We start from the raw sequence: 14,019 nt of genomic DNA, 5'->3' as shown, positions 1-14,019 counted from the left end.
TTGATTCGTTGTGTTTCATTGGGGCTCCCAGTATAGCAAGTCGTGCCACAGGGATCCTGACTCTGATGTTGGAGGGATCGGCGGAAAGTGTCACAAGTAAGACAGGATGGTCGTGTGGATAGGGCTAATTTTATGTGGTGGAATTTTGTGATCATCGGAGGCTGAAATGGGGGGAACCGTATATCGCGGTGGGTGGTTTATCCTCGCGATGCTGCTGGTCAGCTGTGCTGAAACCCGGCATGAGCGTTTGATGGAACTGGGGTTTACCCGCAATTATCTCGATGGTTATCAGGATGGTTGCAGCAGTCGAAAGCTGGAAGCGACAACCTATCTGGACGGGTTTCGCCAGGATCCCGAACGACTGGCGTCTGATCCCAAGTATGCGCATGGCTGGCAGGATGGCTTTGAGCAATGTTATGCCGATAACACCGATTACTTTTAAGACGGATAAAACAAAGGCAACCTTGCGGTTGCCTTCGGGAGGATCAGGATTCAGGCTGGTAGAAGCGTTTGAGCTCGTGCATGACTTGCATCAGGGTTGAGAGCTTGGGCTTCCCTTCGCTTTGCAGCTGATAGTCCTGATTATAAACCCGGTAATTGCCGTATTTGTCCACAACCGTGGTGATGTTTTTCTGCAGCACGACAATGTTTCTGCCATCCCCGGCAATCACCCAGCGCCGGCTGGCTCCCTGATCAAACAGGTTAACCCCGCTGCTGTACTGGTTGGATGGGGTTGTGGTGCTCAGCAGCGACTCCATCAGCGTCGGGACCAGATCCAGATGGCTGGTGGCCCGGGTAATGTGGCCCGGAACCATCCCCGGCCAATGAATAATCATTGGCACTTTCAGCTGGTACTGGCTGTAGTTACTGCCCGCGCCCCAGGTATTGCTGCCGGTTTCGTTAAACTCACTACCATGATTGGCAGTGACAATCACGATCGTGTTATCCAGCGCGTTCTGCTCAACCAATTGGGCGAAGATATCCATCAGCAGCTCATCAATGTGGTATGCCGCATTGCGATAACTGTTTTTCAGCAACAGGTTGGTATCCACTTCTGCCGGATTGAGCTGTGAGCTGCCGAGTGATGGAGTAAACTGCGGAATATAGTCGCCCCCTTCCTCAAAGCTTTCCACGGAATCCAGTTCGATATAGCTGAACCACGGCCGATTGCTTTTCTGTTGTTTCAGCCAGGTTTTCCAGGCGGCAATGGCTTGCTCGTCATTCTGGTGCTCTGTTGCATTGTCCGGCATCAGCTGGTTGCTGAAAATTGCATCGGGATAAATCGACTCTTCGAAGTCATCTCCGCTGAACAGGCCAAACTGGTAGTTTCGCTTTTGCAGGGTATCGAGCAGTACCGGTGAGGTTCGCTCAGAGCGAATACTGTTGATATACCCCCCAGGCAGGCCGTAAAACAGGCCAAACACGCCGCCGTCATTATTGTTATCAGCACTGTAATGGTTGCTGAAATTCAGGTTCTGACGGGCAAAAGCATCCAGGTAAGGCATGGTTTCGGGGTTGACCATATCGCTGCGCAAACTATCAACCATGATCAACAGGACATTTTGTCGGCTGCCCAAATCGTTAAATTTGAGTTTGGCCATCGGGTAGCGAATATGCTCACTCTCCTCGATCCCCTGTGCGGCCTCGCGGCGGGAATATTCCTGCCGATCAAGCCATCCATGTTTCTCCATGAAGGTTTTTGCCGTCATCGGGTAGGAGAGCGGGAAGTTGGAACGCTGCGCCGTGACCGGACGATAGAGGTTGGCATCGGCCCAGATATAGATCAGATGGCTGCTCAGGAAGCAAAAGCCGAACACCATGGCAATCGGGACACCCACATGCTTTCGGGTGAGTTTTCTGAGTTTGCGCCAGATCCACTCTGCCAGGACCAGCTGCATCAGGAAAATGACTGGCACCGCAATAAACAGGTACTGCCAGCGGGCATTCAGCTCTGTCTTTTCACCGCTCAGCAGCAGATCCCACACCAGCGGGCTCAGGTGCAAGTCCAAGGTTTCGTAAGCATGCGTATCGAGCAGCAGGGCCGTCAGGCCGACCGTGCCAAACAGAACGGCGAACAGCCGCATCAGGCGCTGAGAGGGGATCAGAAAGCTGGCTGGAAACAGGATCAGAATGTAAAAGCCAAAGACCAGAAACCCGAAATGACCCACCCAGCTCAGGCCGAGATAGAGTTGTCCGAGCATGGTTTCCGGCCATTCAGAGTGTTCAATATACCGGGTGCCAAGGAGCATGGCGGCAATGATATTGAAAAAACTGAACCAATGCCCCCAGCTGATCAGCTGGGACACTTTGTCTTTATAATTGTTACCGCTGGTGACCATAGAGGTTAGAAATTCCCAGTCTTTTGTGCGATGCCGAACAACAAGAGCTTAGTCTTCCTTGATAGAGGAAAGCAGCGCTTGTGAGAATTTCTCAGCAATGGCTTTCCGTTGAGCAGCCGGAACATCGGCATTGATGATATTAGTTGAAATATTACCCATGATCATCAGTGCCAGTTCGGCAGAAGCTTCATGCTTCTCTAGTACATCGAACACATCATCAATGATTTGTTCAACTTTTTTATTCGAGTATTTTGAAGTAATTGGCATAGGAAGTCTTGTTTAAAGTTATAAAGAAAGCGACTTATAATAACCTACACTTTAGATTAACTGAAATTTTTCCATTATGAGCCTAACGCTTTCCAATGTCATTCTTCACCAGTTGACAAAAAATGAGCAGGATGAGCTAGAAGTTCATCTCAGAAAACAGCCGCTTGAGAACGACACTTCTACGGAAGAGTTGGTTTCGGAACTGCATCGGGTCTACAGCAGCAAGGGCGCAAAGGGTTTTGCCCACTTTGCCGAAGACAGCGAATTCAGCCACTGGCTGAAGCAAGTGCGCAGCGGTGAACTGGATTTCCTGACTTTTTCCAATCAGGCGGCCACCAAGCTGCAGGCCGAGCTGAGTAAATATCCGTTTGCCGATGCCGGTACGCTGGTCCTGGCTGAGTATCAGTCGCTGGCAACGGATTACCTGTTCATTGGTCTGCTACCGACTTGCCACAGCATGAAAGTCACGGAGCAACTGGATATCAGCGCCACGGATTACCTGGATGTCAGCAAAATGGACATTGTGGCGCGGATTGATTTGTCTTCCTGGGAGACGGATGCCGAGTCGAACCGCTACCTGACGTTCATCAAGGGCCGGGTCGGAAGGAAAATTGCCGATTTCTTCCTTGATTTCTTGCAGGCTGAAGTTGGGATGGACACTAAAGCCCAGAACCAGGTGCTGATGCAGGCGGTTGAGGACTTCTGTGCCGATTCCCGTTTGGATAAAGAAGAGAAGCAGCAGTATCGCAAGCAAGTGTACGATTACTGTAATGGCCAGTTGCAGTCCGGTGATGAAGTGGCAGTGAAAGAGCTGTCCGGCGAGCTGCCACCGGCAGAGGACGGGACGGATTTTTACCAGTTTGCAACCAACCAGGGGTACGAGCTGGAAGAGAGCTTTCCGGCTGATCGGACTACCATGCGCAAACTGACCAAGTTTGTTGGCTCTGGTGGCGGATTGACCATTAACTTCGACAGTATGCTGCTGGGCGAGCGGGTGTTCTATGATGCGGAAACGGACACGCTGACAATTAAAGGGACCCCACCAAACCTTAAAGATCAGCTGCAGCGCCGCTTGTCGACTGATAATGACTGATTGAAAATGCGCCTGATCCTGAACGCGATGGATTCGGTTTGATCTTTATCAAGCGTGCTATGGGGCGGACAGGGATAATACCGCCCCTATGAAAGCTTCAAATTCAGATACAACTCAACAGCAGCGCGAGTTGACTATCGTAACAGCGATGATTCGCTGGTATTGTCAAATGCTGCATCGTGGCGCTGTGACATGCCCGGCATGTCAGGACTTAGCCGCTTATGTCACCGTACGGATTGCTCGTTGTCGATTGGGACGAGGGAAACCCCATTGTCTGCACTGTCAGCATCCATGTTTTTCTCCGGCCCGGCGATTGCAGTTCAGTCATGTCTTGCGCTGGTCGATTCCCCGCTTTATTTGGCGCCATCCGTTACGGGCGCTGCGTTATCAACTCCATCCTTTATCACGAATCGCCAGGGGGAAGCCGGGCCAAATGGCCGTCAGGCGCTCAGCACGATGATGGGCATTGCATTGAATACATCAGTGCCTGATCTGCTCCGACCTTTATAAGTTATACCGTTTCGATTGTCAGGATTTTGTCAAATCAGTTGAGGCATTTTGCGAGCAAAGATATGCTTCCTCTCGCTTTCGCATTGCCTGTCAATCAGCGGCAGATGCGACCATACAGTTTGATAAAGCATTGCCGCTAAGCGCGTTGCAATAATACGGATATCGATCAAGGTTGGCTATGAGAGCGTGCAAAACACAAAAACAGTACCGAAAAAACGTGATTTGTGAGTCACAGCGGCACCTGAGTGCGGTTCGGGCAAAATTCTTGAAGCAGTATTTGGGAGAGCAGTCCAAGTGCACGCAACAAGCGTTACAGCCACAGGAAAGCTGTTTTGTTGAGCGCGACTACAGGTAAGGGCGCACTGAGCGTCTTTTCCTGAGTGGTCTGCCATCACACACAAAAAAAGCGCCGGGAGGCGCTTTTTTGTTTTCAAGCCAGGCTGCGGGTTAGGCTGGTTGTTGGGCGGCACCCGGTTGCTTGTCTTCTGAATCAGCTTGTACTGTTGGTGGGCAACGGTCGACGAACCAGCCCATGTAAGATGAGATGATGGTGACCAGAATACACACAAAGCTCAGCCACATGAACGGCGCGTAGGAGAAGGTTGCGACGCCCAGAATGCTCGCCATGTAGATCCCGTTATCACTCCAAGGCACCATCCCCGAAGTCAGGGTGCCGCCGAACTCTGCGTTTCGCGACAGGTTCTTACGCTGGTAGCCCAGACGGTCGTAGTTTTTGGCACAGATTTTTGGTGTAAGGATCAGCGAGACATACATTGCAGAGCCGAATACGTTGCCGAGGAAAGCGGTGGCAATGGTCGATACGGACAGGCTGCCTGCGGAGTTGACCCGCTTTTCAAACAGTTTGGCGATGGTTTGCAGTACACCGACTTTATCCAGCAGGCCGCCGAATCCCAGACCGAATACGATCACCGCGACGGAGCCCAGCATGGAAGACATGCCGCCCCGGTTGAGGATCGCGTCAATAAAGTCGACGCCGGAGCTGATCGAGAAAGGTGCCCAGGCCGTATTGAATGCCATAAGTGGGTCCATATCCTGGATCATCACCGCCCAGACAATCCCCAGCAGTGAACCCAGCGAAATGACCGGGAAAGATGGCAGGCGCATGGCCAGCAGGGCCAGAACAATAACGACCGGTGCAAAGGAGAATGGCGAAATCACAAATTGGTCGTCCATTGCGACGATCACGCTCTCAACCTGGGACATATCAACATTGCCGGCATAGTGGAAACCCACGCCGGTGAACATGAACCCGGTGATGACATAGCTGATCAAGGCAATTGGCAGCATGCCCTTGATGTGCTCCATGATTTCCACGTTGGACATGGACGAGGCCAGGATCACTGAATCAGAGAGTGGCGACATTTTGTCCCCGAAATAACACCCGGACAGTACGGCACCGGCGGTCATTGGCGCCGGGATCCCCAGTCCTTGGCCAATCCCCATCATCGCGATCCCGGCCGTACCGGCAGCGCCCCAGGAGGTTCCGGTTGCCAGCGCTGTGAGCGAACAGATGATCATGGTTGCCAGCAGGAAAATCGAAGGATGAATCGCCTTTAGACCGTAATAAATGATGGTTGGGACAATCCCGCCGGCAATCCAGGTACCGACCAGGGCACCGACAGCCAATAGGATCAGGACAGCCCCCAAGCCGTTTGAAATCCCTTTGGTCGCGGCTTGCTCCAGGGATTTGTAATCATGCCCCAGCTTGATGCCGAGCGCCATGATGACAAACCAGCCAATGTAGAGGGCCAGTTGGATGGGGAGATCGAGTTGTGCGGTGAATGAAAATGCCAGCGCAAGAAAAATACCTAACGCGACAACAACCTGCATTAGCGAAGGTAGTTTCACACTCTGTTTGTTCATAATTCTAACCTTGTTCTTCGAGTCAGTGAGTCTGAAAAGACCCTGAGTTCGCATCCATAATGACAATGATGAATCATTGTGATGACGATGGAGCCTTCCATGAGGGAACGTGTCATGAAGTCGCGCTACTCTATCCGAATGAATGATGCAGCGCGATAAATATTGCACTTTTATGTGACCTCATCCAACCAGTGCTGATTTTTAAGGAAAAAAACAGATAAACTCTTTAATAAATGGTTAATTTTAAGTGTTTGTTGTGTTTTGCTGGTGTTTTTGTGATGTGTCGGTTTCGGTGTGGGGCTTGCCATATCTCGATATAAAATATCAATGATTGATAATTTATATGGCGCTTTCTGGTTTATAAAACCAAAAAAATATGATTGTTGGCTAAGGTATCTATTTGTGATGGTGGCGATGTTTTGGTAGAACTTGAATTTTTGTGGTTTTGATGGATATTTCTTCATTTTGTCGATCAAATGGTGGCTGTGACAGGAAGCTGTGTCTTGTGCTGAGCGCGGGGCGGCTACTTGGATTGGGAAATCGGCTTTTTTAGGTCTCGCCTGCAGTAACCCCGGTGGCTTATCGGTGACACCAATGATGGTTTTTATGAACTCGGGGCTGGTGGTTTTTTACCCAACTTCGGTGGGTTACCCTTGTATTTCCCCACTGAAACCTCTATAGATGAGGGTTATGCCTGCGAGCATAACTATCTGAGCTTGACCAAGTGGACAGATAATTATGGTCGCGAGGCAATAACATTTTAAACATGGATGGAGTGTAGTGAGATGATGAAAGTTGGTTTAGTCGGTTGGCGTGGTATGGTGGGTTCGGTACTGATGCAGCGGATGGTTGAAGAAGGTGATTTTGAGGTGATTGAGCCGGTCTTCTACTCGACCTCGCAAGTGGGGATCCCGGCGCCGAATTTCGGCAAAGAGGCCGGCATGCTGCAGGATGCGTTTGATCTCGACAGCCTGAAACAACTCGATGCCATTATTACCTGCCAGGGGGGAAGTTACACGGAGAAAGTGTACCCGGCACTGCGCCAGGCGGGCTGGAAAGGTTACTGGATTGATGCGGCGTCGACCTTGCGGATGAAGGCGGACTCAATCATTACCCTGGATCCGGTGAACCTGGAGCAAATCCAGCAGGGGATCCATCGTGGTACCAACACATTTACTGGCGGAAACTGTACCGTCAGCCTGATGCTGATGGCTATGGGCGGCTTGTTCCAGGAAGGTCTGGTCGAGTGGATGACCTCGCAAACGTATCAGGCGGCCTCCGGTGCCGGTGCTAAAAACATGCGTGAGCTGATCAGCCAGATGGGCGTGATCAACGATGCGGTCTCCAGTGAGCTGGCCAATCCGGCGACTTCAATTCTGGAGATTGACCGTAAAGTAGCGGAAGCGATGCGCTCCGCGGACTTCCCGGCGCAAGAGTTCGGTGTACCGCTGGCTGGCTCACTGATCCCTTGGATCGATGTCAAACGTGACAATGGTCAGAGCAAGGAAGAGTGGAAAGGTTCGGTAGAGACCAACAAGATTCTGGGCCTGGACAATCAGCCAATCCCAATTGACGGGACCTGTGTGCGCATTGGCGCGATGCGCTGCCACAGCCAGGCGTTGACGCTGAAACTGAAAAAGAATGTACCGCTGGATGAAATCGAGGAAATGCTGGCTGCGCACAATGAGTGGGTGAAGGTGATCCCGAATGAGCGCGATATCACTATGCAGGAGCTGAGCCCGACCAAAGTCACCGGAACCCTGTCTGTGCCGGTAGGTCGCTTGCGTAAGCTGGCGATGGGTGATGATTACCTCAATGCCTTTACCGTCGGGGATCAGCTGTTGTGGGGTGCCGCCGAGCCGTTGCGCCGAACCCTGCGGATCATTCTGGCTGAGAAGCAGTAATACCAATCGCAGTAAATAAGGGGTCATCCTAGCTTGTTAAAATGCTCGATAACTGCGTTAGAATTTTTGATTGTAGAATTACTACTTATCTAAAAATTCTGCCTTGTTCTCAAACATTTTTCCTGCGCTATTTCTGATCACTGATTTACTTTGATTGGTATAAGTCACTTGTTGCTATCTGTGTGGCCGGTTATCCGGCATACGGGAATAGAGATCAAAAAACGCCTGTTCTTTTGAAGGGACAGGCGTTTTTTATGAGCGTCATGAACGTCTTATGGTTCTGATTGCGCAGAGGCGGGTTGCCGGAGACGGGCTAAAATGTCATGCGCTTTGAGCCTGGCCATTGCCGTATACGCTACGGGCACCACGAACAAGGAGAAAAACGTTCCGGCCACTAAACCGCCGACCAGGACCAGGCCGATATTGATACGTCCCAGCGAACCCGGCCCGGAGGCGAGTGCCAACGGGATAGCGCCCAGGATCATGGTGAGTGAGGTCATCAGGATCGGACGCAGTCGGGAACGGGCACTCTCTAATGCGGCAGTGTCGGCCGGTATGCCTTGGCGGCGCTTCTCATTCGCAAATTCTACCAGCAGTATCCCGTGTTTGGTGATCAGCCCGACCAGGGTCAGCAGGCCGATTGTTGAGTAGATATTCAGGCTCTGGCCGAAGGCGGTTAAGGTCAGAATAGCCCCGACAATACACAGGGGGACGGTCAGCAGGATCACCAGCGGATCCACAAAACTCTCAAACTGAGCGGCCAGGATCAGATAAATAAAGATCAGGGACAATAGAAACAGCACCTGCGTTCCTGCCTGGGAGTCTGTTAGTGCCTTCACTACGCCATGATATGCGTAGCTCTGGGCATCTTTAAGTCGTTTCGGCACTTCCTGGTCAATATAAGCCTTGATGTCGCTGGCGGCATACCCCGGCATCAGGTCGGCTGTAATCTCGGCGCTGTCTTTGCCCATGTAAGTCTTGAAGCTGGACTCCGCCGTTGTCTGCGTGATGGTGACAAATTGCGAGAGCGGTAGTGTCTGACCGGACGCTGAGCCGACATAGAGTTTGTCCAGAATATCAAAGTTGCCGAGTGCCTCGCGGTTTACCTGCACCTGAATCGGATAGGTGTAGCCATCTTCGGACTGCATATCTGCTGCCTTGACCGAGCCGAGAAAAGTTGACAAGGCGTCGGTCACATCGCCGTACTTGACCCCTGAGAGGGTGATGGCATTCCGGTCGATTGATAAGTCGTAGGTCAGCTGATCCCGGAGGGCTGAGTTTTTGACATTGGTGACTCCCGGATATTGCTCCAGCAGGCGAGTGACTTGATCTGCGGTATCGCTTAAGTTTTCGGTATCGCGGTCAACGGTTGTCAGTTCAAGGATCAGGTTATTGGCAACATTCAGATTATCGGCGGCACGTACCGAGAAAGACATACTGTAGGCTGAAACCGTGCTGCTGGCCTTGTCGAACAGCTCGGCGATAACCTCGTCTGCAGTCTGAGCTCTTTCTCCCCAAGGCTTGAGCAGAACGTGGTTGGTTGGCGTGGCTTCAATGTAGGACAGGTTTGCTTCGATGTCCGGGTGATCAGCCATCACGCTGTTGAGCTCGGCGTTGTGCTGCAGGTGATACTGCCGTCCGACCCCTGTGGGCGCTGTCGACGCGACATCAATAAAACCGGAGTCTTCAGTTGGCAGCAGCACTTGCGGTATTGTCAGGAATGCAGTGACGGAAGTACCGATCAATACCGTTGCGATGACAGCCATCAGGCGTTTGCGGCTGAACCATTTGCTCAGCTCACGGGTATAGCTGTCGGCCAGTTTGTTGAGCAACCGGTCGACCTTGCTAAACCATTTCGGTTGCTTGCCGAGGGGTTTGATCAGATAGGCGCTCATCATCGGTGACAGAGTCAATGCGACCATGCCAGAGATGATCACGGCCGCAGCCAGGGTAAATGCAAACTGACGGAACAGATCGGCAGTCATCCCCGACATTAACCCGAGCGGTAAGTAGACGACGGCCAGCGTCAGTGTCATCGCAATGACCGGAAAGATGATCTCTCTGCTGCCTTTTATCGCTGCGTTCAGTGGCGTTTCACCCTGTTCAATATGGCGGTAGCAGTTTTCGACAACCACAATGGCATCATCAACGACCAGACCGATTGCCAGGATAATCGCCAGAATTGTCAGAACGTTGATACTAAAGCCAAGCCAGGCCATGATCACAAATACGCCGATAACACAGACCGGGATGGTTATGATAGGCACCGAGGCAACCCGAATTGAGCCCAGGAAGATCACGACGACCAGTGAGACGAGTACGACAGCTTCGAGCAGGGTTGAGAACCCCTGGTCAATCGCGGCCTGGATGAAGTCAGCCTGGTTGTAGACCATTTTCATTTCAATACCGTCGGGTAACTGCGCCTGCATCTGAACAATGGCTGTTTTCACGCGCTCAGCCACGTTTACCGGATTTTCGCTTCGCAGCGGCAAAATCTGAAGTGACATGGCCGGGTTACCGTGAACGCTCAGGCGGCTGGGCGTCAGGCTTTCCTCACCCATTACGACTTCGGCAATATCTCTGAGCCGAACGGCTGTGCCGCTGTCGACACGAACTACCAGGTCACGAACGTCGTCAATGTTCTGGACCGGGTTGACCGGATTAATCGAGAAATCGCGGGCTTCCCCCATGATTGTTCCGGTAGTAAATGTGGCGTTGTATGCGCTGAGGGTGCCGACGACATCGGCCGTTTTGATATTCAGGGCCATCATACGTTCGGGCTTTAGCCAGACCCGGACGGCCTTGGCGGATCCGCCGTATGGCCCCCAGACACTTCCGACGCCTTGGATATGGCGAAACTGCGGCACCAACTGCTGGCTGATATAGTCATACATCTCCTGTTGGCTTAACCCGCCGGTATTGACGAAGGTGATGATGTTGCTGGCCGAGCTGGTATCTGAAGTGTTGTCGGTGACGGTAGGCTTCTCCGTGAGACTTGGCGGAAAGTCGCTGATGGCTTCAATGCTGCTGCGCAGCTTGTTCATCAGGTTGGTATATTCGACGTCATCAACATCGTCGGTAAAGTCAATGCTGAGGGTACAGCTGCCTTCCTGGCAGTCTGTCGTCATTGTGTCGACTTTGTCGATGCCTGTGGCAGCATCGATCAGTTTGTCGGCAATATTGTTCGACATAAACTCGGCGCTCGCACCGGTGATCTGGGCGCTGACGGTCGCTGTGGGCGTGTTGTGCTCGGGAAAATACTGGATTGACAGTTTTTGAAACGAGAATACTCCAAGTAACACGATGGCAATACTCAGGACTGAGGCAAAAACCGGGTGGCGAATACAGATTTCAGGCAGACGCATTAGCTATCCTCCGGTGCCGGTGAGGGCGTTTCAGTTGCCGGGCGATGCAGCACCTTGACCGTACTGTCGGCGGTAAGCTTCTGCTGGCCTGTGGTGACCACTTGCTGTCCTTTCTTCACGCCCCGCCGGACGACGACATAGCCGTCGTTGGTGTTTGGGCCTAACTGAACCTTTTGTTTGACAGGGTGGCCGTTTTCTATCACCCAGACAAACCGCTCCTCATGGTTGGCCATTACGGCATTTTGCGGGATCAAGCGCTGCTTTTTTCCTCGGGCCAGACGGTGTGTGACGTGCGCAAACATGCCGGGAACCAGCGTATGATCCGGGTTGGCAAAGTGAGCATGAACTTCTACACGCCCGGAGTTTTCATCAACGGCCGGCGCAACATAGCTGACTTTCCCGTGGAAGGTTTGATTGTCGTCGGCATCCACCGTCATTTTCACCGGCTGGCCTTTGGCTGCCTTGCTGAGATCGTCCTGGCTGATGGTATAGCTGATCTTGACCGGATCAAGGCTGTAAAGGCTCACCAGTGGGCTGGAAGCGTCGATGTGGCTGCCTAGCGAGCGCTGAAATGTTGTCAGGCGACCATCAAAAGGGGCGATGATTTGATAATCAAGCAACACGGCCTGCTTTTGGCGAAAATCGGCAGCAGCCAGGTTCACCTGCTCTTTTAATTCGTCCAGATCCTGTGGAGAGAGGGCATCTGGCTGTTTTTTTAATAGATTTTGGGTCCGTGCAAGCTTGGTTTTGGCGAGGTTTAATGAGCTTTTGGCTTTGTCGAAGTCTGCTTTGGCTTTGGTGCTGTCAAGTTCGGCGATCAGGCTGCCTTTTTTCACCGTATCTCCGTCATTGAAGTAAATCGCCTTAATTTTTTCGCCTATGCTGAAGCTCAGGTTGGCGGAGTCGGTTGCGGTGATTTTGCCGGCTTCTTCGACCAGGGTATCCAGTGTTCGTGACTGAACGGTTTCGACTGTCACCGGGACTGCCGTGGTATCGGCATATGAAAAGGCAGAGGTGAATAGCAGCAGTGAAGCGGCTAATAATTTCGTTTTTGGCTGTTTATTGTTCATAGGCGCACTTTTCTACATTCAACGGTTCTCCGGCATTTTTACGCTTAAATTTTGTGCAAAATGTCAGCGTTTCGTCAGATATTCACTTTTATTACAAATACATAGATATGGAATATCATTCCATAAAGAATGAAAACTATTTTATATGGCAGGCGGCTGTTGGTACCGGTTGGTTGTGTTGGTGGATTAAAAGGCGGGTAAAATAAAAACGCCTGCAACGAGGCAGGCGTTTGGATGATCTGGATAAAAACCAGGGAAAATTAAGCCGCCAGGTTCTTCGCGACGAATTCCCAGTTAACCAGTGCCCAGAAGGCATCCATGTAGCTTGGGCGCAGGTTGCGGTAATCGATGTAGTAAGCGTGCTCCCACAGATCAACGGTCAGCAGTGGCGTTACACCTTCTTCTGTCAGTGGCGTCCCGGCGTTAGACGTGTTCACAATGTCCAGAGTGCCGTCAGCTTTTTTCACCAGCCAAGTCCAAGAAGAGCCGAAGTTGTTGATTGCAGCATCAGTGAACTTCGCTTTGAAATCTTCGAAAGAACCGAAGGCTTTGACAATTGCGTCAGCAACTTCACCAGTTGGCTCACCGCCAGCGTTCGGGCTCAGGCAGTGCCAGTAGAACGTGTGGTTCCAGATTTGAGCAGCATTGTTGAATACGCCGCCAGTCGAAGTCTTGATGATTTCTTCCAGAGACTTGCTTTCTAGTTCAGTCCCTTCAATCAGGCCGTTCAGTTTCACAACATAAGTGTTGTGGTGTTTACCGTGGTGGTATTCCAGAGTTTCCTGAGAGATGTGTGGCTCAAGAGCGTTGATTGCGTAGGGTAGCGCTGGTAGTTCAAATGCCATTGCTCGGTTCTCCATTTTAGGTTGTGGGGCCAAAGACCCCGCCGACATTGCTTCCAGTAGACTTCGTGCCTACCTTTATTGTTTGAAACTGACTTTCTTCTCAGCCACATGAGGCTGTTTGTTCAAAGACATAGCCTCATGTGATGGTAAAAAGTATTTTAGCAAGTTTTTACTTTATTAAAAGCCCTATCTCTAAAAATAGCAGCTCTGCCCAGGTTCTGCTGCCCGTGTCAGGGAATTATTCTGCGAAAGTGAGTCGGTCGGGAGGATTCTCGACCCGGCGCAAAGATGTATTTATAATATCCATATAGATATTAGGCGTTTTTTTCCTGAGCATGACCAAGTAGAATGTAGGGTCTGAAACTAAATGAAGTGTCGTAAGAGGAAGCTATGGAAACCATCGACAAAATTAAACAACAGATCTCTGAAAATCCAATTCTGTTGTACATGAAAGGTTCACCAAAACTGCCAAGCTGTGGTTTTTCATCTCAGGCATCTCAGGCGCTGATGGCATGCGGTGAGAAGTTCGCGTATGTCGACATTCTGCAAAACCCGGATATCCGCGCAGAACTTCCTGCCTACGCACAATGGCCGACGTTCCCTCAGCTGTGGGTGGAAGGTGAGCTGATTGGTGGCTGTGACATTATTCTGGAAATGTTCCAGAAAGGTGAACTGCAACCGTTGATCAAAGAAGCGGCAGAGCGTCGCGACGGTGCCGCTGCTGAATAAGCAGGTTGTGCCA

The 14,019-nt window shown here is 51.4% G+C and carries 12 protein-coding genes; 5 read left to right on the top strand and 7 right to left on the bottom strand.

Annotation, left to right across the window (positions count from 1 at the left end; translation table 11 throughout):
* The first annotated feature begins 166 nt into the window (after window positions 1–166).
* Window positions 167–442: a hypothetical protein gene (locus NNL38_RS11055; protein WP_255388090.1), complete on the top strand. Its 276-nt coding sequence runs from the start codon at window positions 167–169 to the stop codon at window positions 440–442.
* 43 nt (window positions 443–485) lie between these two features.
* On the opposite strand, the gene NNL38_RS11050 is transcribed toward NNL38_RS11055, so the two are convergent.
* Both NNL38_RS11050 and NNL38_RS11045 read right to left on the bottom strand, forming a co-directional pair.
* Window positions 486–2,339: a DUF3413 domain-containing protein gene (locus NNL38_RS11050; protein ID WP_255388089.1), complete on the bottom strand. Its 1,854-nt coding sequence runs from the start codon at window positions 2,337–2,339 to the stop codon at window positions 486–488.
* A 48-nt stretch (window positions 2,340–2,387) separates the two neighbouring features.
* Complete coding sequence (locus tag NNL38_RS11045) at window positions 2,388–2,606, bottom strand: YejL family protein (protein WP_255388088.1); 219 nt, start codon at window positions 2,604–2,606, stop codon at window positions 2,388–2,390.
* 76 nt (window positions 2,607–2,682) lie between these two features.
* Here NNL38_RS11045 and yejK point away from each other — a divergent pair, with 76 nt between their 5' ends.
* Window positions 2,683–3,699: a nucleoid-associated protein YejK gene (gene yejK, locus NNL38_RS11040; RefSeq protein WP_255388087.1), complete on the top strand. Its 1,017-nt coding sequence runs from the start codon at window positions 2,683–2,685 to the stop codon at window positions 3,697–3,699.
* A gap of 88 nt (window positions 3,700–3,787) precedes the next feature.
* Window positions 3,788–4,159 carry a nitrous oxide-stimulated promoter family protein gene (locus tag NNL38_RS11035; protein ID WP_255388086.1) on the top strand — a complete coding sequence of 124 codons (372 nt, stop codon included), beginning with the start codon at window positions 3,788–3,790 and terminating at the stop codon, window positions 4,157–4,159.
* A gap of 497 nt (window positions 4,160–4,656) precedes the next feature.
* Here the strand turns inward: NNL38_RS11035 and nhaC are convergent, their stop codons facing one another.
* Both nhaC and NNL38_RS11025 read right to left on the bottom strand, forming a co-directional pair.
* Complete coding sequence (nhaC, locus tag NNL38_RS11030) at window positions 4,657–6,261, bottom strand: Na+/H+ antiporter NhaC (protein ID WP_255388085.1); 1,605 nt, start codon at window positions 6,259–6,261, stop codon at window positions 4,657–4,659.
* 2 nt (window positions 6,262–6,263) lie between these two features.
* Entirely contained in the window at window positions 6,264–6,557 is a 294-nt protein-coding gene (locus tag NNL38_RS11025) for a hypothetical protein (RefSeq protein ID WP_255388084.1), read from the bottom strand.
* A gap of 324 nt (window positions 6,558–6,881) precedes the next feature.
* On the opposite strand from NNL38_RS11025, the gene asd reads away from it, so the two are divergent.
* Window positions 6,882–7,997 carry an aspartate-semialdehyde dehydrogenase gene (asd, locus tag NNL38_RS11020; RefSeq protein WP_255390623.1) on the top strand — a complete coding sequence of 372 codons (1,116 nt, stop codon included), beginning with the start codon at window positions 6,882–6,884 and terminating at the stop codon, window positions 7,995–7,997.
* Between the two features lie 272 nt (window positions 7,998–8,269).
* Here asd and NNL38_RS11015 read toward each other — a convergent pair whose 3' ends face one another.
* The 3 genes from NNL38_RS11015 to sodB form a co-directional block, all read right to left on the bottom strand.
* Window positions 8,270–11,362, bottom strand: a complete 3,093-nt coding sequence (locus tag NNL38_RS11015) for an efflux RND transporter permease subunit (RefSeq protein ID WP_255388083.1) — start codon at window positions 11,360–11,362, stop codon at window positions 8,270–8,272.
* Window positions 11,362–12,432 (bottom strand): efflux RND transporter periplasmic adaptor subunit, encoded by a 1,071-nt coding sequence (locus NNL38_RS11010; RefSeq protein WP_255388082.1) that lies wholly within the window; start codon window positions 12,430–12,432, stop codon window positions 11,362–11,364. The genes NNL38_RS11015 and NNL38_RS11010 overlap by 1 nt, the downstream gene beginning before the upstream one ends.
* A gap of 260 nt (window positions 12,433–12,692) precedes the next feature.
* Window positions 12,693–13,277, bottom strand: a complete 585-nt coding sequence (gene sodB / locus NNL38_RS11005) for a superoxide dismutase [Fe] (RefSeq protein ID WP_255388081.1) — start codon at window positions 13,275–13,277, stop codon at window positions 12,693–12,695.
* 390 nt (window positions 13,278–13,667) lie between these two features.
* Between sodB and NNL38_RS11000 the strand changes: the two genes are divergently transcribed.
* Complete coding sequence (locus NNL38_RS11000; RefSeq protein ID WP_255388080.1) at window positions 13,668–14,006, top strand: Grx4 family monothiol glutaredoxin; 339 nt, start codon at window positions 13,668–13,670, stop codon at window positions 14,004–14,006.
* The last annotated feature ends 13 nt before the right edge of the window (window positions 14,007–14,019 follow it).

Source organism: Photobacterium atrarenae, from assembly GCF_024380015.1.
GTDB classification, from domain to species: domain Bacteria; phylum Pseudomonadota; class Gammaproteobacteria; order Enterobacterales; family Vibrionaceae; genus Photobacterium; species Photobacterium atrarenae.
Note: the sequence above shows the minus strand (reverse complement) of the source record. Positions and strands in the feature narration are given on the sequence as shown.

Coding starts and splice junctions, on each gene's coding strand:
- NNL38_RS11055 (WP_255388090.1), top strand. CDS start 167: ATGGGGGGAACCGTATATCGCGGTGGGTGGTTTATCCTCGCGATGCTG.
- NNL38_RS11050 (WP_255388089.1), bottom strand. CDS start 2,339: ATGGTCACCAGCGGTAACAATTATAAAGACAAAGTGTCCCAGCTGATC.
- NNL38_RS11045 (WP_255388088.1), bottom strand. CDS start 2,606: ATGCCAATTACTTCAAAATACTCGAATAAAAAAGTTGAACAAATCATT.
- yejK (WP_255388087.1), top strand. CDS start 2,683: ATGAGCCTAACGCTTTCCAATGTCATTCTTCACCAGTTGACAAAAAAT.
- NNL38_RS11035 (WP_255388086.1), top strand. CDS start 3,788: ATGAAAGCTTCAAATTCAGATACAACTCAACAGCAGCGCGAGTTGACT.
- NNL38_RS11025 (WP_255388084.1), bottom strand. CDS start 6,557: ATGAAGAAATATCCATCAAAACCACAAAAATTCAAGTTCTACCAAAAC.
- asd (WP_255390623.1), top strand. CDS start 6,882: ATGAAAGTTGGTTTAGTCGGTTGGCGTGGTATGGTGGGTTCGGTACTG.
- NNL38_RS11015 (WP_255388083.1), bottom strand. CDS start 11,362: ATGCGTCTGCCTGAAATCTGTATTCGCCACCCGGTTTTTGCCTCAGTC.
- NNL38_RS11010 (WP_255388082.1), bottom strand. CDS start 12,432: ATGAACAATAAACAGCCAAAAACGAAATTATTAGCCGCTTCACTGCTG.
- sodB (WP_255388081.1), bottom strand. CDS start 13,277: ATGGCATTTGAACTACCAGCGCTACCCTACGCAATCAACGCTCTTGAG.
- NNL38_RS11000 (WP_255388080.1), top strand. CDS start 13,668: ATGGAAACCATCGACAAAATTAAACAACAGATCTCTGAAAATCCAATT.